This is a genomic window from Microcoleus sp. MON1_C1 (assembly GCF_036701945.1).
GTDB lineage: Bacteria > Cyanobacteriota > Cyanobacteriia > Cyanobacteriales > Microcoleaceae > Microcoleus.
Genome location: NZ_JAUBRO010000007.1, coordinates 107750 through 128714, shown reverse-complemented (window position 1 = coordinate 128714; position 20965 = coordinate 107750). Strand labels below are relative to the sequence as shown.

Annotated in this window: 19 protein-coding genes; 14 read left to right on the top strand and 5 right to left on the bottom strand. The window is 46.3% G+C overall.

Annotation, left to right across the window (positions count from 1 at the left end; translation table 11 throughout):
• Positions 1–383: 383 nt before the first annotated feature.
• The gene (locus QUA62_RS06030; RefSeq protein WP_333280907.1) at positions 384–959 is read right to left on the bottom strand and encodes a GNAT family protein; all 576 of its coding nucleotides are present in this window, start codon (positions 957–959) and stop codon (positions 384–386) included.
• A gap of 59 nt (positions 960–1018) precedes the next feature.
• On the opposite strand from QUA62_RS06030, the gene QUA62_RS06025 reads away from it, so the two are divergent.
• Positions 1019–1909 carry a sugar ABC transporter permease gene (locus QUA62_RS06025; RefSeq protein WP_333403016.1) on the top strand — a complete coding sequence of 297 codons (891 nt, stop codon included), beginning with the start codon at positions 1019–1021 and terminating at the stop codon, positions 1907–1909.
• 273 nt (positions 1910–2182) lie between these two features.
• Here the strand turns inward: QUA62_RS06025 and QUA62_RS06020 are convergent, their stop codons facing one another.
• On the bottom strand, positions 2183–2776 hold the full coding sequence (locus QUA62_RS06020; RefSeq protein ID WP_333403014.1) for a DJ-1/PfpI family protein: 594 nt from the start codon (positions 2774–2776) through the stop codon (positions 2183–2185).
• Positions 2777–2853: 77 nt separating this feature from the next.
• Here QUA62_RS06020 and QUA62_RS06015 point away from each other — a divergent pair, with 77 nt between their 5' ends.
• Positions 2854–3213, top strand: coding sequence for a hypothetical protein (locus tag QUA62_RS06015; protein ID WP_333403012.1), 360 nt, complete (start codon positions 2854–2856; stop codon positions 3211–3213).
• A 265-nt stretch (positions 3214–3478) separates the two neighbouring features.
• On the opposite strand, the gene psaX is transcribed toward QUA62_RS06015, so the two are convergent.
• Together psaX and lipA are read right to left on the bottom strand one after the other, a co-directional pair.
• Positions 3479–3583 (bottom strand): photosystem I protein PsaX, encoded by a 105-nt coding sequence (gene psaX, locus QUA62_RS06010; RefSeq protein WP_333137367.1) that lies wholly within the window; start codon positions 3581–3583, stop codon positions 3479–3481.
• A gap of 168 nt (positions 3584–3751) precedes the next feature.
• Complete coding sequence (gene lipA / locus QUA62_RS06005) at positions 3752–4705, bottom strand: lipoyl synthase (protein ID WP_333403010.1); 954 nt, start codon at positions 4703–4705, stop codon at positions 3752–3754.
• 198 nt (positions 4706–4903) lie between these two features.
• On the opposite strand from lipA, the gene QUA62_RS06000 reads away from it, so the two are divergent.
• Both QUA62_RS06000 and QUA62_RS05995 read left to right on the top strand, forming a co-directional pair.
• The gene (locus QUA62_RS06000; protein ID WP_333214307.1) at positions 4904–5455 is read left to right on the top strand and encodes a response regulator; all 552 of its coding nucleotides are present in this window, start codon (positions 4904–4906) and stop codon (positions 5453–5455) included.
• A 286-nt stretch (positions 5456–5741) separates the two neighbouring features.
• The gene (locus QUA62_RS05995; RefSeq protein WP_333403007.1) at positions 5742–6833 is read left to right on the top strand and encodes a PfkB family carbohydrate kinase; all 1092 of its coding nucleotides are present in this window, start codon (positions 5742–5744) and stop codon (positions 6831–6833) included.
• A 132-nt stretch (positions 6834–6965) separates the two neighbouring features.
• Here the strand turns inward: QUA62_RS05995 and QUA62_RS05990 are convergent, their stop codons facing one another.
• Positions 6966–8720 carry a CapA family protein gene (locus QUA62_RS05990; protein ID WP_333403005.1) on the bottom strand — a complete coding sequence of 585 codons (1755 nt, stop codon included), beginning with the start codon at positions 8718–8720 and terminating at the stop codon, positions 6966–6968.
• Positions 8721–9634: 914 nt separating this feature from the next.
• Here QUA62_RS05990 and QUA62_RS05985 point away from each other — a divergent pair.
• From QUA62_RS05985 to QUA62_RS05940, 10 genes are all read left to right on the top strand, one after another.
• Complete coding sequence (locus QUA62_RS05985; protein ID WP_333403003.1) at positions 9635–10825, top strand: HEAT repeat domain-containing protein; 1191 nt, start codon at positions 9635–9637, stop codon at positions 10823–10825.
• A gap of 107 nt (positions 10826–10932) precedes the next feature.
• Entirely contained in the window at positions 10933–12018 is a 1086-nt protein-coding gene (locus tag QUA62_RS05980; RefSeq protein WP_333280886.1) for a glycosyltransferase family 4 protein, read from the top strand.
• Positions 12019–12151: 133 nt separating this feature from the next.
• Complete coding sequence (gene map, locus QUA62_RS05975) at positions 12152–12913, top strand: type I methionyl aminopeptidase (protein WP_190659689.1); 762 nt, start codon at positions 12152–12154, stop codon at positions 12911–12913.
• 304 nt (positions 12914–13217) lie between these two features.
• Positions 13218–14147 carry an LD-carboxypeptidase gene (locus QUA62_RS05970; RefSeq protein ID WP_333403001.1) on the top strand — a complete coding sequence of 310 codons (930 nt, stop codon included), beginning with the start codon at positions 13218–13220 and terminating at the stop codon, positions 14145–14147.
• Positions 14148–14312: 165 nt separating this feature from the next.
• Entirely contained in the window at positions 14313–15095 is a 783-nt protein-coding gene (locus tag QUA62_RS05965; RefSeq protein WP_333403000.1) for a hypothetical protein, read from the top strand.
• 239 nt (positions 15096–15334) lie between these two features.
• The gene (hemE, locus tag QUA62_RS05960) at positions 15335–16399 is read left to right on the top strand and encodes a uroporphyrinogen decarboxylase (RefSeq protein WP_333402998.1); all 1065 of its coding nucleotides are present in this window, start codon (positions 15335–15337) and stop codon (positions 16397–16399) included.
• 409 nt (positions 16400–16808) lie between these two features.
• Positions 16809–17774 (top strand): NAD(P)-dependent oxidoreductase, encoded by a 966-nt coding sequence (locus QUA62_RS05955; protein WP_333402996.1) that lies wholly within the window; start codon positions 16809–16811, stop codon positions 17772–17774.
• A 371-nt stretch (positions 17775–18145) separates the two neighbouring features.
• A complete protein-coding gene (locus QUA62_RS05950; protein ID WP_333402994.1) occupies positions 18146–19738 on the top strand; it encodes a B12-binding domain-containing radical SAM protein in 1593 nt (530 codons plus the stop codon).
• A gap of 99 nt (positions 19739–19837) precedes the next feature.
• On the top strand, positions 19838–20002 hold the full coding sequence (locus QUA62_RS05945; RefSeq protein ID WP_333402992.1) for a hypothetical protein: 165 nt from the start codon (positions 19838–19840) through the stop codon (positions 20000–20002).
• A gap of 45 nt (positions 20003–20047) precedes the next feature.
• The gene (locus tag QUA62_RS05940) at positions 20048–20947 is read left to right on the top strand and encodes a M48 family metalloprotease (protein ID WP_190738289.1); all 900 of its coding nucleotides are present in this window, start codon (positions 20048–20050) and stop codon (positions 20945–20947) included.
• Positions 20948–20965 lie beyond the last annotated feature (18 nt).

Here is a 20965-nt window from a genome sequence, read left to right as displayed (position 1 = left end):
GAGATTTTGGATTGATTCCACGGATAAATCCGGGGGCTTGTACCATCTATAAATTCTTGGTCATAAAGATAAAAACTCTTCTCTCGTTTTTTACACTACAGGTAAATGGTCATTCGATTTTAGATTTTAGATTTTAGATTTTGGATTGACCCCACGGATAAATTCGGGGGCTTGAGGATTTTAGATTTGAGATTTTGGATTGATTCCACGGATAAATCCGGGGGCTTGTACCATCTATAAATTCTTGGTCATAAAGATAAAAACTATTTACTCGTATTCTACTATAGAGGTAAAGGGTAAGGTGTGCTTCGGCGCACTCTACATGGAGATATTGCGTAAGTCCTAAGTATATTATTTTTTTTCGCTGACCTACTGATTCACTCCTATTCTACAATATTGTCAAAAAACTCTTCCCTGAGAATCGAATAAAGTTTTAGATCCCAATATCTGTCTTTCACAAATAGGTGCTGTCGCAATACCCCTTCCAATTGCATCCCCACTTTTTCCATCACCCGAGCGGAAGCAATATTGTTAACTTCACATCGAGCCATAATTCGATTCAGCAACATCTCCCGAAAGCCGAATTCAATAACTGCATTGACAGCCTCGCTCATGTATCCTTCGCCCCAATAGCTTCTAGAGAGTGCGTAGCCAATTTCCGCGCGGCTGTGCGTCATGCTCCATTCCACAAATCCGCAAGTCCCGATAAACTTTTGCTCGACTTTGTGGACAATTCCCCAATCTACAAGCTCTCGTCTTTTGTACATTTTTGTAAGTGACTTGAGAAAGTATTTAGTGTCTTCGAGCGAGGTGTGGGTTGACCACATTGTGTATTGTGATACTTCGGGGTTTGAAGCATACTCAAACATATCGCTCGCATCGTTTAAAGTAATTTTTCGGAGCAGGAGCCTTTCAGTTTCTATAGTGGGTAAATGAGCTAATATATCGAGAAGGTTCATTTTGAGATTGACCTATATTGTGATACCATTTAAAACTAAAAGCTAAAATTTACAAGCCAATGGTTCGGATTAAATTTGGGCGTTTTAACTGGTTGGATAATGATGCGATCGCCGCTTGGACTTTCCTGGCCCCAGCTTTGCTATTTCTGGGTACTTTTTTGATTTGGCCGATCGCCTATTTATTTTACCTCAGCTTTACCAGCGGCAGCTTTACCCAGTCGGGAGTGCGTTGGATTGGCTTCAACAACTACTGGCGTCTAGTCACAAACCCGGATTTCTGGCAAATTCTCCAAAATACGCTCTATTTTACTACTGCAACAGTCATTCCCAGTTTAGTGATTCCATTGGGCTTAGCAGTGTTGCTAAATCGCTCGTTTGCTTGGCGAGGAGCTCTCCGTACCGCTTATTTCATTCCTTCGATTACCTCTTTAGTTGCAGTGGGCTTGGGTTGGCGGTGGTTGTTTCAAACCGAAGGCCCGGTGAATAATGCCCTAAGTGCGATCGGCTTAAATCCAATTCCTTGGCTTAGCAGCACAGTTTGGGCAATGCCAGTGATCATTCTGCTCAGTGTTTGGAAACAATTAGGCTTTAATATGGTAGTATTTTTAGCAGGATTGCAAGCAATTCCGGTAAATCGTTACGAAGCCGCAGAATTGGATGGAGCTAATGCTTGGCAGCAATTTTTGTACATCACTTTACCAGGTTTGCGGCCGACTTTAGTATTTGCTACTGTCACTACTGCTATTTTTACTCTGCGGAGTTTCGAGCAAGTTTACGTTATCACCGGCGGCGGCCCTTTAAACTCTACTAATTTGCTAGTTTATTATATTTACGAGCAAGCTTTTTCGCAATTTGATTTTGGCTATGCAGCCGCTGCAGCAACTTTCCTGATGGCTGTAGCTTTGTTATTAGTCTATTTACAACTAAAAGTTTGGGGCGAAGATGCTTGATTAGCTAGGGGTATGGACAGGGCAATGCCCATTGGTGTTAAGTTAACGTCCAAATTTACCCGTCTTTTGTCCATCTAATAAGTCTCTCGATCCCCCCTAACCCCCCTTAAGAAGGGGGGAACAAGAGCGTCTAAGTCCCCCTTCTTAAGGGGGATTTAGGGGGATCAAATTTCTGCTATAAACGAGAAATACAAAGGATTTGAAACTTAAATTGACACTAAGGGTTCATGCCGTGTCCGTACAAATAAAATGTGCAATTAACTAGATTCACAATTACCCATTCCCAATTTTATATTCCATGTGTTCTGCTGTTTGTTCAGCTTGTGCTGTTCCCAAAAGCTTGCCGACAACGTGCAAAGACATATCAATTCCCGCAGCAATTCCCCCAGAAGTGATGATTTTGCCGTTATCTACAAATCGCTGATTTTCGATAATAGTTGTGTTGGGAGCTAATTCTTTCAATAAATCCAATACTTGATGGTGTGTAGTTGCTTCCAAACCTTCCAACAAGCCAGCTTTTGCCAAAAGCAGCGAACCCGTACAGACAGAAAGCACTAATTCTGCTGTTCGCGCACAATCTTTTATCCAATTAATAACTGCTGAATTATCGATTAACTTTCTCGTACCTTGTCCTCCCGGTACAATTAAAATATCCGGTGGCGGACAATCGGAAAAGGTGCAGTCGGGATTTACACTCAAACCGTTGCGGGCGTTGACAGCACCGGGATGTTCGGCTACGGTAGAGACTGCAAAAGGTCGCTCGCCCTTATTTAATTCTGATGTCACCGAAAACACTTCAAAGGGGCCTGCAAAGTCCAGTACCTCGACATCATCGAACATTAAAATAGCTACGTTCCTAGTTGCCATAAGACATACTTCTGATAGAGACCAAAATATCGGCGATTTGTTATCGTAGAAGTGGTATAATTTAAATTATTAAAGCTATGCCGAAAAAAATTCGCCATCGCGCCCTGAAAATCTGTGTTTTGTGTCTGGCTTGTGCCTTAGCAATTGCTGTTTCGCCAATTTTTACACCCGCTCAATCCACAACTCAATTAGAATTTCGCATTATTCAATTAGAACGTCAAATTTCTGAACTCAGAGGACAAATCTACAGTTTGCAGAATCAAGGTTCTAGAGTTAACCGGCCTCAGTCTCCTTCCGGTTCTGGTCGGACAAATGCTAGAATGCTGTCGGGAGACCCGCTGTTTGACAATTTAGCAACTTTGGCAATTGAAACTAAGCAAGATGTTATCAAAATTCAAGAGCGGTTGTCAAAGCTAGAATCCTCCAGAAATCGCTAGAGAAGTCATTAGTTAGAAGAAAGAGAGAAGAAGGAAGGCAGGACACGGATTTTGACACGGATACAGGGATTAATTATTGAGCAAAAGTCGGAAGTCAGAAGTCAGGAGTCAGAAGGAAGAGGGAAAAAGTCAGTAGTCATTAGTTAGAAGAATGAAGTCATATTCTCGCCAACTCCAAACTCCAAACTGTCCCCCTCTCCATCTCTCCCATTCTCCGACGTTGAGGTCGAGAACAGCAGGGTCTGCTAAACGTTAACTTGCAGAACTATTCAATGATATGGAAATAAAAGCCTGCAACCACAAAATTGATTGCTAACAGCAAGAGAAACCAGCCTGCGCGAAATGTGTAAGGGAATTTGCCCGTTTTCATCACGGAGTCGGATTTTAATTGGTTCTTCGCTATCTCTGGCATAGGTAAAGCTCCTAATTCATAATGTCACTCTATTTACAAATAGCAGAGAGCGTCGCACTTATGCACAATCCTCTAGAGTTATTTTTTGTAACAAGGAGTTTATACCGAGTTGAATTCAAATTAGTTTCAATCGCTCTCTCCGGCGTGGTAGGAACTGCGGACGAGAGGCCCCGATCGCACGCGCTCAAACCCCATCTCCCGGGCGATCGACCCGAAACGGTCAAATTCGGCTGGCGTCCAGTATTTACGCACTGGGAGGTGCTCTAGAGATGGTCTCATGTATTGACCGAGGGTGAGCCGATCGCACTTGGCATCCCGCAAATCAGTCATCGCTTCAACTATCTCGGCTTCGGTTTCCCCGTGTCCCAACATCAAACCGGATTTGGTGGGAATAGTTGGATCATATTGCTTAACAATACGCAGAACATCGATCGAGCGATCGTACTTCGCCCCCCTCCGCACCGGCCCTTGCAATCGGCGCACCGTCTCAATATTGTGGTTGTAACAAGCCGGTTTAGCCTCCACCACCGTGCGAATCCGCTGTCGCTGCAACTCATCGAGCCCTGAATTCTCCTCTGAACTCCTCCCCATTCCCCCCCAAAAATCCGGCGTCAGTACCTCAACTTCAGTATCAGGGTTAAGAAGGCGGATTTGGGCGATCGTCCTGGCAAACCAACCCGCACCCCCATCCGGCAAATCATCCCTCGCCACCGAAGTCAGCACCGCATAGCGCAAACCCAACAACTGCACAGCCTCGGCCACCTTTTTCGGTTCCTCCGGGTCTAGCGGCATCGGAGAATGACCTTTATCTACTTGACAAAAAGCACAAGCCCGGGTGCAAGTCGGCCCCATCAACAAAAAAGTCGCCGTTTTTTGCGCGTAGCACTCGCCCCGGTTGGGGCATCTCCCCTCCTCACAAATCGTGTGAATTTGCCGCTGTTTGATAATTTTTTGCACTTGGGAAAGTTCGCTAGCTTTGCCAACGGGTCTACGCAACCATTCCGGCATCGCCTCGATTTCACCCCGCATTTGGGCGGCAACTGCTTTAACAGTAGGAGTTTTAGGAGTTTGGGGCGACATAAAATTAAGTGGCGATTGAGTTAATTCCTTCGATCGTATCCGAAATCAAAGCCCCTGAACTTGTAGGAGTATCACCCGAAATCAGAATCGCGCCGAGGTGCAACAAAACTAAACTCGCCCAGAATTATGGGTAGAATTCTGTTAGGGATATACTGAAGGTTGCAAATCATCACTCATTCATTACTGAAGGAGTCAGTCGTGGCTGGTCAAAAAATCTTGGTAATCGATGACAGTAAAGTCATCCGCGTCCGAGTCCGAGAGATGTTGCCTCAGGGTAACTTTGAAGTTCTAGAAGCAAAAGACGGCGAAGAGGGACTCAAACTGATCCGTCAAGCCCGGCCAAATCTAATTATGTTAGATTTCCTACTGCCCAAAGTCAGCGGTTGGGAAGTGTATCAAAAAGTGCAAGCCCATCCTGAGCTTTCTAAAATACCTTTGGTGATCATGTCGGGCCGCGAAGAAGAGGTGATGGAAAAAATTCCGAAACCCTTTGAGAAGCATTTTTTTGCATTCATCGCCAAACCGTTTGAGAAGAAGCAGCTAACCGAGGCGATCAAATCGGCGATGGTACTGGCCAAAAAGAAACCAGTGCCGGAAGCCCCAGCAGCCGCCGCTGCACCCAGCTCTGGAGCGGACGCCGCCGAAATTCAGGCGATGACTGCGAAAATGGCGAAAATGCAAGCGGAAATTGATGCACTCAAAAAACAAATGAGTCAGGTGATTACGATCATCAAGCAGAAATTGAAATAATTCTGCTGTTTTTTGAAGGCACTTATGTAGAAGGAAACTTCCACACCGTGCAACTTTCAGTTGAGTCTCAAGGGCGGCGATTTTATCGGCATTTTTTTGCCCAATTGTTTGAGCGAATGCGATCGCCAATAGCCTGCAACTGGTTTCTCAAAATCCCAGTGAGAAAATCAATTAAAAGTTAAAAACAAAAAAAGGGAGGAAATTAATTATTAATTAATATTAGGATTTTTAATTCCCGCTCGTTCCACACTCAATTATTAACTCCTCAGTCTCATTTTTTTGGTTAATGACTAACGACTATTCCGATTTTTTGCCTCAACTGCGTGCCTCAACAGAGCAATTATTGAAAAGATTAGACTGCTTCGATCGAGCGCAGGTATTAGCGATCGGAGATTTGACCTTGGACGAGTTTCTTACCGGACAAGTAGAGCGAATTTCCCGCGAAGCACCTGTGTTGATTTTGCGCTACGAAAATACTCAGCAAGTACCCGGAGGTGGCGCAAATGCTGTCTATAATTTAGCCAAACTGGGAGGCAAAGTAAAAGTTGCTGGTTTGGTGGGAAAAGACGACCAGGGAAAGGCTTTGTGCGGTATTTTTGAGGCGGCGGGAATTGATACGGGTGGGATTTTAATCGATTCGCAGCGTCCAACTGTCACCAAAACTCGAATTTCCGGACACGCGCGGCAGTCGGTGACTCAGCAAATTGTCCGAGTCGATCGCAAATCGGACGAGTTGCCGGATTTAGATTTGCAGTTGCAACTGGCAGACTACATCCGGCAGCAAATACCGACAGTAGATGCAGTGGTTTGTTCCGACTACGGCGACGGAGTTTTGACGAATTTGGCGATCGAATCGGCAGTGGTTCCCGGCAAAACAATAGTAGACGCTCAAACAAATTTGCAGCGATATTCCGGAGCAATGTTATTTACTCCGAACTTGCCCGAAGCCGAGCAAGCCGTCGGATATGCTATCAAAAACCCTCAAAATTTAATGCAAGCAGGACGGGATTTGTTGAACTTAACTCAAGCTCAAAAAATCCTGATTACTCGCGGCGAAGAAGGGATGACTTTGTTTGAAAGGGCGAACGGCGAAGAAATCAAAAATTCACCCCCTCCAACATCCATTTGTGAAAAGGGGGAATTTGCCATTCAAAGTTGGGACATTCCCCCTTTTAACAAGACTGATGTATTCGACGTAACCGGTGCTGGAGATACAGTTGTAGCAGCAATGACTTTAGCTTTGTGCGTCGGTGCATCTGGTTGGGAAGCGGCAGTTTTGGGCAATTTGGCGGCTAGTATTGTCGTGCGTCAGTTCGGTACGGCAACGACGACAGCAGACGAAATGAAAGAAGCTTTGAAAACGATGATTGCACTATAGGGGCGGCTAAGCTGTATAGCATTTAAATTGCATATTTCGGACGTTGATTAGAGCAGCGGGTCACAATAGTTTTATTACTGGTTCCCAGCCCAAGCCTGGGAACCAGTTATTGTTGAGGGCGACGCACCCTACTCACTTACTCTTTTTCAAAATTTGTCCCTTGTCATCAATTGTCAAACCGCTATTGGGAAAATCGCTCTTTGTCAAACGGTCAATTAACCCCACAGTCCTAAAATTGTTATCAACAGCCGGCACACCTCGCCCGTCAAGTTGGATGGGGATAATCTTACCAGAAACAAAATCCCCTTGCGGAGTCATTTTCACATCCAAAATTAGAGATTTACCGAGTGCTCCTGCTGAGGACAAAGTGCGATAACCCAAAAAATTGCCCAGCGAATAAGCAACCAATTTCCCTTTATAAAGTTCCATAGCTCTGGGAACGTGCGGGCCATGTCCCAAAATCAAATCTGCTCCCGCATCAATCATCGTCCGCGAAAACAAAACCATATTTCCCCGGTTTTCTCCGTAAAAGAACTCAGTTTTATTTCTCACATTCAGAGCTCCCGTTCCTTCAGAGCCAGCATGAACTGATATCACTACAATATCAGCTTTTTCCTTAGCTTTTTTGACAACTTCTGAGCCTGCTTTTAGTTCCAGCAAAGAATTGTGAACGTCGCCGTAGTTGCTGAAACCGATAAAGGCAAAATTCACGCCCTTGACATTTTTATAAACAATTTGATCTCTTTTACCAACAGCCTTCATGCCATTGCTTTCGATGTTTTTAATCGTGTCATTAAATCCCTGCTCGTGAAAATCGTAAGAGTGATTGTTGGCAATACTCAAAATATCAAAACCAACATCTTTGAAGATTTTGGCATAACTCGGAGGCGTCCGAAAGGCAATCAGCATTCGTCCGCCGCCTGCTTTGGAACTGTAAGGATAATCGGTCATCGTGCTTTCAAAATTGCCAAACAGAATATCAGCTCCTTTGAGGTACGGTTTTACCGACTCTAATAACATCTCTTTTTTTGCCGGCAGTTTGTTGTAGGGATAATTTGTACCGGGAACCATGTCGCCAACTGCTTTGATGCTGACAGTTGCGGGCACAATGGCAGGTTTTTTGGCAGCCGGGGAGGGCGATTTTGGATCTGGAAGGGGTTTGGCTGCGGCTGCTGGTGCTGGTGTCGAGCTCACTTCTTGTACCGCAGGCTTGGACGTTAGAGGGTTATTAGTAGCGGTGGTTGAGGATTTGTAAAGTTGAGAAGCCAGCACAAAGCCGGATATCGGCACGAGAATTAGACTCAGAGCACCCACTGACAGCCCAGATTTTTTAGTTTTAGTGCGGGCTAACTCTGGCTGGGGTGATTGCTTTTGCTGCCTTTGATTTGGGGGTTTTGGGGTGGGGATTTTAGGGGGTTGGGGCGGAGATTTTTCTGGTGTTGGAGGGGGCGCAGTCGTGACATTTTGAGGTTCTTCTAGCTTGGGCAAAGTTACAGGAATGGGAGAAGCGGGTAGACTCGCGGCTACTGCTGCACTAGCGGCTACTGCTGCATTCACGGCAACTAATGGACTCACGGGTTCGGAAGTCAAGCGTTTTTTTAATTCTACCGTCTGAGTCCAAGCGGGTAATTGCTGGCCGCCCTGCCGCCCGTAAACTGTCACTGAGTAAAGGTTATTTGGTTGCAGCCGCTGCAACCCTTTGACTGCGACTCGGAGACAGGCTTCTTCTGCGGGCAATTGTTCTGCTTCCAGCAGCAGGTGCAGGGTGTCATTTTCCCGGCTGGCTTTAGCCGTGACGCCGAAGCTTTGGAGTGCTTGGCCGATCAGAAATGCGATCGCCCTAGCATCGCCTTCTTTTGCTAAATTTAAAATATCTTGTTGGCTCACAAACGCCTCTACTCTCACACTAGAAATTTAGCTCGATCTTATATCAAATTTGGTGGCACAGCATTAAATACCGATTGATTTAACTTAAATAAGTGGGTAGAAATAAACAAAACGTTGGCATAGGACGCCTGCGTGAAAGGGTCTACTCGCTGTCACTATAGCTCCTAACTAAATCCGACCCTACTTTTACAAGATAGTATGATTTTTGGCGCTGGCTAGCGGAATACAATATTTCCTAACGGTTATCTTAGCCGATCGCCCAAACACTTCTATCCGGCATAATTGCCCCCTTCAAATTAACATCTGTCAAATCAGCGCTCTCTTTCTTACAGCATTTTTGGTAAATAAAACTGGTTTACGATCTCCAGAGTGCGTCCTTGAATGTACTGAAAATATGCGGTTTAGTAGCGAAGAATTAACGAAAAAACCAGGTTTCTCGTTTCCAGTGCCAATCCCCCTGTCCCACTTCCGCCCAAATTCAGACAAAAACGATCGACCCGCAGGCTCGGAAGCTTGTTAAACTCTTGGTCATACCACGCTATTAGTGAGAAATCGACGGCGAGCCACAATCGTCTGCTAGTGCCCCCGCAGTGCTGCGCTGCAGGGCCTGCACTGCACACTGCACGTAGGTGAGATTAGCTGCAATCAACTTTCGGGATGCCGCTGCTAAAGTCGCGGCCGCCGATGTAGTTGTTCGTTTTAAACTAATTAAACTAATGATTTAAAGGAGTTGCACGTCAATGACACAATTGTGGTTATGAGAGCTGGCTCGGTGCCCTCTCAAACCAGGGTTTTTCGTTAGTCTGGTGCTATTAGTGAGTTAGTTAAGTCCATAGCAGCTAGGATCGAGCTAACTCAAGGTTAAACTAAAGCTCGTCATGCGGCGTTGCCTCTCAAAACCCGGATTGAGTCTTATGGCGCATTACCGCTCCTCTGTATGTTTGTTCACCTGCATTGCCTGTCTGGGCGCTGCGTTCAGTCCAAGTGCGGACGGAAAGCACCAGGCTCTCAATGCTTCCTACCGGGCTGTTTCCCCAGAAATTGCTCAGGCGAACTCTCCCCCGGGCGATCGCCAGGATTCCAAGCCTTCAAAACCGTCTCCAGCGCCCGATAAAAACAAATCTCAGCCGTCCAAAACGTCCAAATCTAATTCTAAGATCCCGAAATCAGTATCCAATTTGATCGTCATTTTGTCTCGTCAGCGGGGGTTCTTAATGTTGGGTTTGGCAGCAGTTGTCGTCACGGCAGCGGCAGTATTTATCATGCTCAAATTAGTTAGCAGTGACGAGTCAAATTATTCTAAGCGAAGACGGGGAAGATTTGAGCGCCACAACCAAAGAAACTCTCAATTTACTAATTCCGATTCTCCTACAAACTCGCACGCAATTACACAGCAAGAGGCTTCTTTTGGGCTATCAAAACCGCTGTCAGCCTTGCCCTACCCTTTGGATTTGCCAAAAGACAACAGTCTCGACAGCGATCGACCTTTTATCCTGGAATCCGGGGCATCAGAATCCGACGATGCAGCATTCGAGGGCGATGGAATTAATTCCGACACCTCGCCCTTGGAACATCACAGCAATGGGTACAGCAACACAGGTTTCAACATTCCCGAAACAACTAATCAAGGCGATTCCCTAGCGAGTCCCAAGAAAGATATTGCCCTTCCCGAAACGGATGGTAGACCTAAAGTTGATATTATTGAAGCACTGATTGAAGATTTGCAGCACCTAAATCCGGCAAAGAGGGGCAAAGCAATTTGGGAACTCGGCCAGCGGGGAGATTCCAGAGCAGTTGAGCCGTTGCTCGATTTGCTAGCAAATTCCGACTCCAAGCAGTACAGTTTAATTTTGGCAAGTCTCTCGGAAATTGGCATTCGCACGCTCAAACCAATGAATAATGCGTGGTCAATTTCGCTGCAAAATGAAAATCCCGAAGTGCGTAAAAATGCAATTCGCGACTTGACGCGAATTTACGAATTGGTGAATCAAATCAGTTACTTGTTGCACCGTGCGACGGACGATCCCGATCCCGAAGTTCAGGAAGTTGCTCGCTGGGCAATCAATCAGTTGAATCGCCTCCGTCCGCGTTCTGGGAGGGATTAATAAATGTAGCAATTTTAAAATTATTTTAAAATTGAGATTTGAGATGGGAGAATTTATAATTTAGATTATGTTAAAATTAGTGAATGCTGACTAATGATTAAGGATTAATGACTAATAACCCTTTAAAACTATTGTTCCTGTCAACTTCGGTCGGTCAACTAGGTTCGGGGTTGGGTGGCGGTGTCGAACTTACAGTCCTTAACATTGCTAAAGAATTGCAGAGTCGGGGTCATAAAATAGCAGTTGTAGCGCCGATAGGTTCAGTCTTAGAATCAATTCCAGTAATCGAAATAACGGGCGATTTGCAAGTAACCGCCCAAACACAAGATTACAACGATCCTATTGTGATGCCCGCAGATTCTGTGCTGGCGAATATGTGGGAATATGCTCGCCAAGTTCAGGATGAATGGCATGTCATTGTTAACTTTGCCTACGATTGGCTGCCGTTTTATTTGACACCATTTTTTAGGACTCCGATCGCACATTTGATCAGCATGGGCTCCCTTTCCGCCGCCCTCGATCGCATTGCCGGACAAACCGCCCTCCAGTTTCCTGGTACGATCGGAGTTCACACCGCTTCTCAAGCCAAAACATTCGCCTTTGCCGATGAATGTCAGTTGTTGGGAAATGGCATAGATTTATCCCTGTACGAATTTTGCAACAAACCGCAGTCTAAATTAGCTTGGCTAGGCCGCATCGCCCCGGAGAAAGGCTTAGAAGATGCAGTAGCAGCAGCGAAAATTACAGGCATTCCCCTGAAAATTATGGGCAAAATGCAAGATGAGGATTATTGGCAAAAAATTTGTGCAGATTACCCGGATGCTCCGGTAGAATATTTAGGGTTTCTGACAACAACCCAAATGCAAGAGCAAGTCCGTCAGTGCCGAGCATTGTTGATGACACCACGTTGGGTGGAAGCTTTCGGAAATGTCGCGATCGAGGCTTTAGCGTGCGGTGTGCCCGTGATTGCTTACGAGCGCGGGGGGCCGGCAGAAATTGTTAGAGACGGACTGACGGGCTTTTTAGTGGAGCCTGATAGTGTAAATGGCTTGGTAGGTGCGATCGCCCACTTAGACCAAATTGACCGCAGCGCTTGCAGGCGACAAGCAGAGGTAGAATATTCTTTAGCAGCTTTGGGCGATCGTTGTGAACACTGGTTCAAATCTATCACTGCTAGTAGGGTGTGTAAGTAATAATACTGGCAAAATTTTACCAAGATTCCCTGACTGACGCACCTTACAAGTTTATTGAACAGCAATTCTAATCTATTCTAAAATTGAGTTAAATTAACTCTTAAGCGACTACACAAAAAGACAAAAAAAAACCATGGCAACCGAACGTTTAGTGCTTTTATCCAGTAGAGAAATCGAAAAAATGCGCCAAGCAGGCCGTTTAGCGGCCGAACTTCTGCTACATCTCGAACCGATGGTTAAACCGGGAGTAAGCACTTTAGAAATTAACGATGAAGCCGAACGCTGGACTTTGGCACACGGAGCAAAAAGCGCTCCGCTAGGCTATAAAGGATTTCCAAAATCTCTGTGTGCTAGCGTCAATGAAGTAGTCTGTCACGGCATCCCCAATGCGAAACAAATTCTTAAAGAAGGTGACATTATTAATATTGATGTAACACCTTTAGTTGATGGTTATCATGGCGATACTTCCAAAACTTTTTTTGTGGGAAAACCTTCACCGGTAGCGAAAAAGTTAGTTGAAGTAACCGAGGAATGTTTAAGAAGAGGAATTGCGGAAGTCAAACCGGGTGCTCGTACCGGCGACATCGGTGCCGCGATTCAAGAATATGCTGAAGCACAGGGTTTTTCGGTAGTGCGAAATTTTGCGGGACACGGGATTCACCGAGTCTTTCACACTGAACCGGAAATTCTGCACTACGGCAAACGGGGCACAGGAAAAAAGCTCAGACAAGGCATGGTTTTTACGATCGAGCCGATGATTAATGAGGGTACTTGGGAAGTGGAAATTCTCGCCGATGGTTGGACATCTATCACCAAGGATGGAAAACTTTCGGCTCAATTCGAGCACACTCTGGCGGTGACTGATTCTGGGGTGGAAATTCTGACTTTACCGTAGTAATGATTAACAAACAATCTGAAAAACTCACTCCTAAATCAATAATAAACCATATCCCCTAGGGGCGGGTTTCACCGACAATATCTAAAGATTATCAACAATCTATATCGACCCGCCCCGCCACAACCGATAACCTACATCAACATGAAATTTGCATCGAATCCGAAAATGTAGGTTTGTATTTATGGATGGGTGGGGGCGGGTTGTCGAGATTGTCTGTTTCAGTCAGAAATTGTCTGTAAAACCCGCCCTTACAGAATTACGATGATTCACCAAACACGATATAACTAATAACTAATAACTAATGACTGACATACAATTTCTGCAACCAGGAGATTTGCTCAAAGTAATTGCCCCTAGTGGCACTTTGCGAGAATCAACTAACTTTGAAAAGGGTGTAGAAATTTGGAAATCCCGCGGCTATCGAATTGAATTAACACCGGGTTTTGACGATCGCTGGGGCTATTTAGCCGGTTCCGACGAAAACCGCGTCCGACAGTTGGCAGATGCCCTCAATGACCCGGATTGTCGCGGTATTCTCTGTGTTCGAGGCGGTTTCGGCAGCACTCGACTTTTGGAAAAAGGAAATGTGGGAAAGGCGGAAAATTCCCAATTTCCCACTCCCGATTCCCATTCGCCGAAATGGTTAATCGGCTTTTCCGACATTACTGCTTTGCTGTGGAATCACGCTAAATTGGGTGTTTGGGGTGTTCACGGGCCGATGCTGACAACTTTGGCTGCTGAACCGGATTGGTCTGTCGATCGACTTTTTGACTGCATAGAAGGTCGTCCCTTACAATCTTTGCAAGGTAAAGGATGGGGCAGCGGAAAAGCCACCGGGCGGCTGTTTCCTGCGAATCTGACGGTCGCTTCTCATTTGCTCGGAACCCCGTATCAACCGGATTTGACCGGGGTTATTCTCGCATTTGAGGATGTTTCCGAGGCTCCTTACAGGGTCGATCGAATGCTGACTCACTGGCGGATGGCGGGGGCTTTCGCTGGGGTGCGAGGCATTGCTTTGGGACGTTTCAGCCACTGCGAGATTGACCCGAGTATTCCCAGTTTTAGCATTGAAGAAGTTTTGCGCGATCGGCTGGGGGACTTGAATATTCCCATTGTCTCGGATTTGCCCTTCGGGCACGAGGGGGTTAACGCTGCTTTACCTATGGGAATCATGGCTTGTCTCGACGCTGAATCGGGATTGCTGATTTGCGGCGATAAATCGCAACTTTAGATTAGAGATCAACGTCTATAACTTTAACTTGAGATTTTCCACCAGCTAAATAGCGGGGTTGGGTGAGGTTGACACGGTTGGCAGAAATTACATTTAAAATGGATTGTGTATGCAAATGTCGGCGCCAAGAAAGCAAAAAGATTTTAAATTTTTCCAGAGGTTGATATGAGAACGCACAACTTGTTAAACAGTATTGCGGCCACTGTGCTAGTTGCAGGATTGGCACTCACTGGCATTTCGTCTAGTGCAGTTGGCGAACAGATACAGAATAACGATCGCATAGATGGAGTAATTCGCCGCACTTCCCCGATTTACCGTTTCCGGAATATGTGGGTTCCGGGTTCTCCGACGGAAGAATTGCGCGGCCAAGAATACACATTCAGCGCGAGGGAAGGCGATAACATTGAAGTGTTTTTAGACACAGATACAAGGAGCGGTTTTGCTCCCGTCATGGTGCTTTTTTACGGGAACAACAAACAAGTCGCTTTTACCCAAGAGCGTTCTTTTAATTATCAAATTCCTCGTAGCGGCGATTATAAACTGTTAGTGTTAGCAAAAGATGCTGCCAGAGGCGGTAACTACACGCTGGAAGTTGCGGGAATTGATGGGGGCGGCAGACAATCCCGCAATTCGCGGGACGATTGGTACACCAGGCGAGATGACGGTCGATATGACGGTCAATATGACAGAGCACAGCTTCTGCAAGATGATTTTGGCTTGCGGTCTGTTGATTGTCGCGAGAGACGTTCTATGGTGAGAGTCAGGTTTGACGATGGTAATCAAGACTCGACTTACTGCGCTGTCCCGACTAGAAACTTTCCGGCGGGAGATTATTATTACAATTCGCGGACTAGAGATTTAGACTCGGCGAGACGGAATGATAGTAGATTCGATGCGGGCCGAGATCAATGTCGCGTAGTGGTGGGCGGAGTCTGCGTGACGAGGTAAGTAGGTCAAACTGTAGCGCGGAATCAGAAACCGGGTTTCTACGAAGAAACCCGGTTTCTGAGCCTATACACAGGACTTATACACTCCTTTATATACCAGTCGATCTCTGGCTATCGCCTCACTTTCTTTGGCAGTGACAAAATACACATTTGTACACACAACGATTTTGTCAAAAAGGACGATCGCACAGTGGTAAGCTACCAAAGGCATTGAAATATCTAAGGTAGAGAAAAGTTAAAATGTCGGCATTAAATGAAGTTCCCTTGTTGTTGCGGGCAGCCCGCGGCGAAACCCTAGACCGCCCGCCCGTGTGGATGATGCGTCAAGCCGGCCGCTACATGAAGGCTTATCGAGATTTGCGAGAAAAGTATCCCTCGTTTCGCGAACGTTCCGAAATTCCCGAAGTTGCGATCGAAGTTTCCCTTCAGCCGTGGCGCGCGTTTCAACCCGACGGCGTAATTCTGTTTTCCGATATTGTCACCCCCATGCCGGGTTTGGGTATTGACATGGACATCGCCGAAGGCAAAGGCCCGATTATCCACTCACCCATCCGCACTCAGCAGCAAATTGACAACCTGCAACCGCTGAACCCGGAAGAAAGCTTGCCGTTTATCAAAACAATCCTGAAATCCCTGCGCGAGGAAGTCGGCAACAAATCCACCGTGCTCGGCTTTGTGGGCGCGCCGTGGACGCTGGCGGCCTATGCGGTTGAGGGTAAAGGTTCTAAGGATTATGCCATCATCAAAAACATGGCATTTTCCGATCCAACTTTACTACATCAGTTGCTGTCGAAATTCGCCGATGCGATCGCCGTTTACGTGCGCTATCAAATCGACTGCGGCGCGCAAGTAGTGCAAATGTTCGACTCCTGGGCCGGCCAACTCTCCCCGCAGGACTACGACACCTTCGCTCTACCTTACCAGAAGCAAGTATTCGAGCAAGTCAAAAAAACCCATCCCGACACACCGCTAATTCTGTTAGTCACTGGAAGTGCCGGCATCCTCGAACGTATGGCAACATCCGGCGCGGATATCGTCAGCGTCGATTGGACTGTTGACATGGCCGACGCGCGCCGACGTTTGGGCCCGAATATGAACGTTCAAGGAAATCTCGATCCGGGCGTGTTGTTTGGTTCTCAACCGTTTATTCGCGATCGAATTCTTGATACAATTCGCAAAGCTGGTCATCGCGGACACATCCTCAATTTGGGACACGGCGTCTTACCGGGAACTCCCGAAGATAACGTGCGTTTCTTCTTTGAAACCGCAAAACAAGCCGACAAATTGCTTGCAGTTGCTGCTTAATTTGATTTCGATTGTAGAATCCGATCAAATCCGGTTAATTGCACCTGATCTTGGTGGGGATACGGCAATGGCGTATCCCTACCGTGGAAAAAGATTATATAATCGGAGCGAATCCGGTTAATTGCACCTGATAGTTGTAGGACACTCCAAGAGTCCATTAGTGTCAACTTAACGTAAAACCGACCGTCTCTCTTGTTTGTATCAAAGTCTAGATCCCCCCTAACCCCCCTTAATAAGGGGGGGACATGAAGCACTCAAAGTCCCCCTTCTTAAGGGGGATTTAGGGGTATCTGGACTCGAATAAAAGGGATATTCCTCATGGACTTTATGTTTAAGTTGACACTAATAGGCCATCCCGTTTCCCTACCGTCAAAAAAGCGTCAAATCCTCCCTCTTCCCCTGCGGCAAAATGAACTCCAAAAAAATTTTTGTGACGGGTGCAAGTGGCTGTATCGGTCACTACATGGCCGAAACTTTGATTCAAGAGACAAACCACGAACTTTACTTATTAGTTCGCAACCCCGAAAAATTAAAATTTGATTGGAAAGCCCGCCCCGGCATCCATATAATACAAGGCGATATGCGAGATATCGATCGACACGCCGAACTTCTGCAAACAATTAATGTCGCAATTTTAGCTGCCACTGCTTGGGGAGGAACTCAAGAAGTGTTTGACGTTAACGTAACCAAAACTCTCCGCCTAATTCAACTACTTTCGCCACAGACTTGCCAGCAAGTAATTTATTTTTCAACTGCCAGCATTCTCGGTAGAGACAACAATTTGCTCAAAGAAGCCGGGGAACTGGGGACAGATTATATTAGCTCAAAGTACAAGTGTATGGTGCATTTGTCAGCCTTGACAAATGTGCCTCCGATTACTGCACTTTACCCGACATTAGTATTGGGAGGAGACGCAGAAAAACCCGTCTCTCACTTGTCATCGGGCTTGCCACTTGTCGCAAAATGGATTGGTTTGATTCGCTGGTTTAAGGCAGATGGCAGTTTTCACTTCATCCACGGCGCAGATATTGCTAAAGTAGTTAATTATTTAGTTGAACATCCGCCGGCTTCCGAGGAACCGCGACATTTTGTGCTAGGAAATCCGGCGATTACAGCTAATGAAGTGGTAGAACAAGCTTGCCAGTATTTGAATAAAAACATATTTTTTCGGATTACTCTGTCACCTTGGCTGGCCGATTTCTTTATTTGGCTGTTCCGAATTCAGGTGGCTGCTTGGGATAGATTTTGCATCAGCTACCGCCATTTTACCTATCAAAATCTTGTGAATCCCGAAAGCATAGGAATGCCGAGTTACTGCGGCACAGTTGCCGATATGTTAAGAACTAGCGGGATTCCCGGCAAAGATTCAAATTAGAAGGAAAAGGGAACAGGGAAGAGGGAATGTGTACCTTACGAGATATATGTAGGGTGCGCCGAGGCGCCTTTTACGAATAATGTAAGTTTTTCAAATTCTTTTTTGCCTTAGTCCCATGCTTTTTAAATGCGATTATCGTCAATTAAGGGTCAAATACGATAAGATATCAGCATTTGCAAACTTTAACAGGGAACTGCAAGCTAAAAATTGCGCTCATTGTGTGTGGCTTAGGGGGTGTCACCCCTCGCCAGATATTCGATCGAGTGCAAGATCGTAATTTTAGCCTTAACATTAAGTCTTGAGAGTCGATCGAACTCTCAAACACGCCAGCCCGATCGCAAGTTGTTTACTGATGTGAGGTTTAACATATAATGCGAGTTCTTCTAGTTTACCCGCTGTTTCCGAAAACATTTTGGTCTTACGAGAAAATTTTAGAATTAGTCGATCGTAAAGTTCTGCTGCCACCGCTGGGTTTGGTAACGGTAGCAGCTATTTTACCCCAAGAATGGGAATTTAAGTTAGTCGATCGCAACATCAGACAAATCACCGAAGCAGAATGGGAATGGGCAGAGCTCGTTATTCTGTCCGCAATGATTGTCCAAAAAGAAGATTTGCTAGACATCATTCGCGAAGCAAAACGGCGCGGTAAATCCGTAGCTTGCGGCGGCCCCTACCCGACTTCCGTACCCGAAGAACCTCAAGCAGCGGGCATAGATTACCTGATTCTCGACGAAGGCGAAATCACCTTGCCCATGTTCGTCGAAGCAATAGCGCGCGGCGAAAAAAGCGGAATTTATCGATCGGACGGCGTAAAACCCGATGTTACCACAACCCCAATCCCCCGCTTCGATTTGCTGGAATTAGACGCCTACGATTCGATGTCGATTCAATTTTCCCGAGGTTGTCCCTTCCAGTGCGAATTCTGCGACATCATCGTCCTCTACGGCCGCAAACCCCGCACCAAAAACCCCCAACAATTGATAGCAGAATTAGACTATCTCTACAACTTGGGCTGGCGGCGCGGCGTGTTCATGGTAGACGACAATTTTATAGGCAACAAACGCAGCGTCAAACTGTTGCTAAAAGACTTACAAGTCTGGCAAGAAGAACACAAATTCCCGTTTACTTTCAACACGGAAGCCTCCATCGATTTAGCCCAAGACCAAGAATTGATGGACATGATGGTTGCTTGCAATTTCAATGCAGTGTTTCTAGGGATTGAAACTCCCGATGAAGAAAGCCTGCAAATGACGAAAAAATTCCAAAATACCCGCAATTCCCTGATCGAATCCGTAGAGTTAATTGCCAAATCCGGTTTGCGAGTAATGGCCGGATTTATCATCGGATTTGACGGCGAAAAACCCGGTGCCGGTCAGCGGATCGTCCAGTTTGCCGAAGCAGCCGCCATTCCGAGCACAACCTTTGGAATGCTGCAAGCTTTGCCGCACACTGCATTGTCTCACAGACTAGCAAAAGAAGGGCGGTTGCGCGACAAATCTGGCAACCTCAACCAGACTACTTTGATGAACTTTATCCCGACGCGGCCTCTCGAAGATATTGCCCGCGAATATGTCGAGGCATTCTGCGAAGTGTACGATGCTGAGAAATATTTAGACCGGACATACCGCCATTTCTTAATGTTGGGTGCACCTACAGCAAATATACCTGCAAGAATTCCCAGTTGGATCGATTTGCGAGCACTGCTAACTGTGGTGTGGCGGCAAGGAGTCAAGCGCAAAACTCGCTGGAAGTTCTGGCATCATTTGTTCAGCATTCTCAAGCGCAATCCTGCGGTTTGGGATCATTATTTAACAGTGTGTGCTCACAACGAGCATTTCCTGGAATACCGCCAGATTGTGCGGGATGAAATCGAAGCTCAATTGGCCGAGTTTTTGGCTAATGAGTCTCAAACTGTATATCAAGAACCTGTTGCTGTTGAGGAAAAGCAAGTACAAGCTGTTTAAGGTTCGAGAATTCAACCGCAGATGAACGCAGACAAACGCAGATGAATGTAACATTGTCTGCGTTTATTTTGTTGATTTAATCTGGTTTCCAGTCAGAGGGTGGAACTCTCAGATCCGGTGGCTGTGTCGCCTGTTGAGAGCAGCCTGAGAGAGCATCCCGATATCCCTTCGCAGTCTATAACTGAACAGGTAATATACTACTATTGGCGGCAGCAGTTATTTCGGCAGATAGAGGCGCGATCGCCCGCAGTTATGAAAATCTAATTACAAGATAAAAAATATCAAAATAGCGATCGCCCTCAACCCGCCATGCTAGGAACCAATCAACTCAGAACAGCCGCTCTCTTAGGACTTCTAAGCGGCCTTCTCGTTTTAGGAAGTTATTATTTAATCGGCAACGAGCAAGGACTTTACATCGGTTTAGCGCTAGCCGCCTTCTCAAGTTTTAGCTCTTGGTACTATTCCGACACCGCCGCGTTAATGGCTTACCGCGCTCAGCCGATCGCCCGCAGCGAAGCACCAGAAATCTACGATATGGTAGCATCGCTGAGCGAAAAAGCCCAAATTCCGGTGCCGAAAATATTTCTAGTTCCCACTCAATCTCCGAACGCATTCGCAACAGGAAGAGACCCGGAACACGCGACAATAGCAGTTACTGAAGGCATCATCAAGCTGCTTTCCCGCGAAGAATTAGAAGGGGTTTTAGCGCACGAACTCACGCACATCCGCAACCGCGATACTCTCACTCAAGCAGTTGCAGGCACAATTGCCGGCGCGATTACATTTGTCGGGCGAATTCTGACTTTTGGAGCGCTTTACGGCCCGGTAACGCGGGACAGCAGACAAGGCGCGAATCCGTTTGGTTTGCTGTTTTTAATCATTTTAGCACCGCTATCAGCAACCGTAATTCAATTGGCGATTTCTCGAACGAGGGAATTTGCAGCCGACAGCGGTGCGGTGGAAATTACCAATAACCCGATAGGCTTAGCAAACGCCCTGCAAAAATTGGAGAAACTAGGTCATGAAATTCCCATGCACGGCAATCCTGCGATGTCGCCGCTGCTGATTGTGAATCCTTTTTCGACTAAAGGTTTGCAGTCACTTTTCCGCACTCACCCGCCGACAGAGGATCGCATTCAACGCCTTTTGGAAATCGCGCAGCAGCAGCAGCAAGGTACTCCTGTTATGGCCTACGTGCCCGGAATTTAATCGGTCGAAAATGCAGCA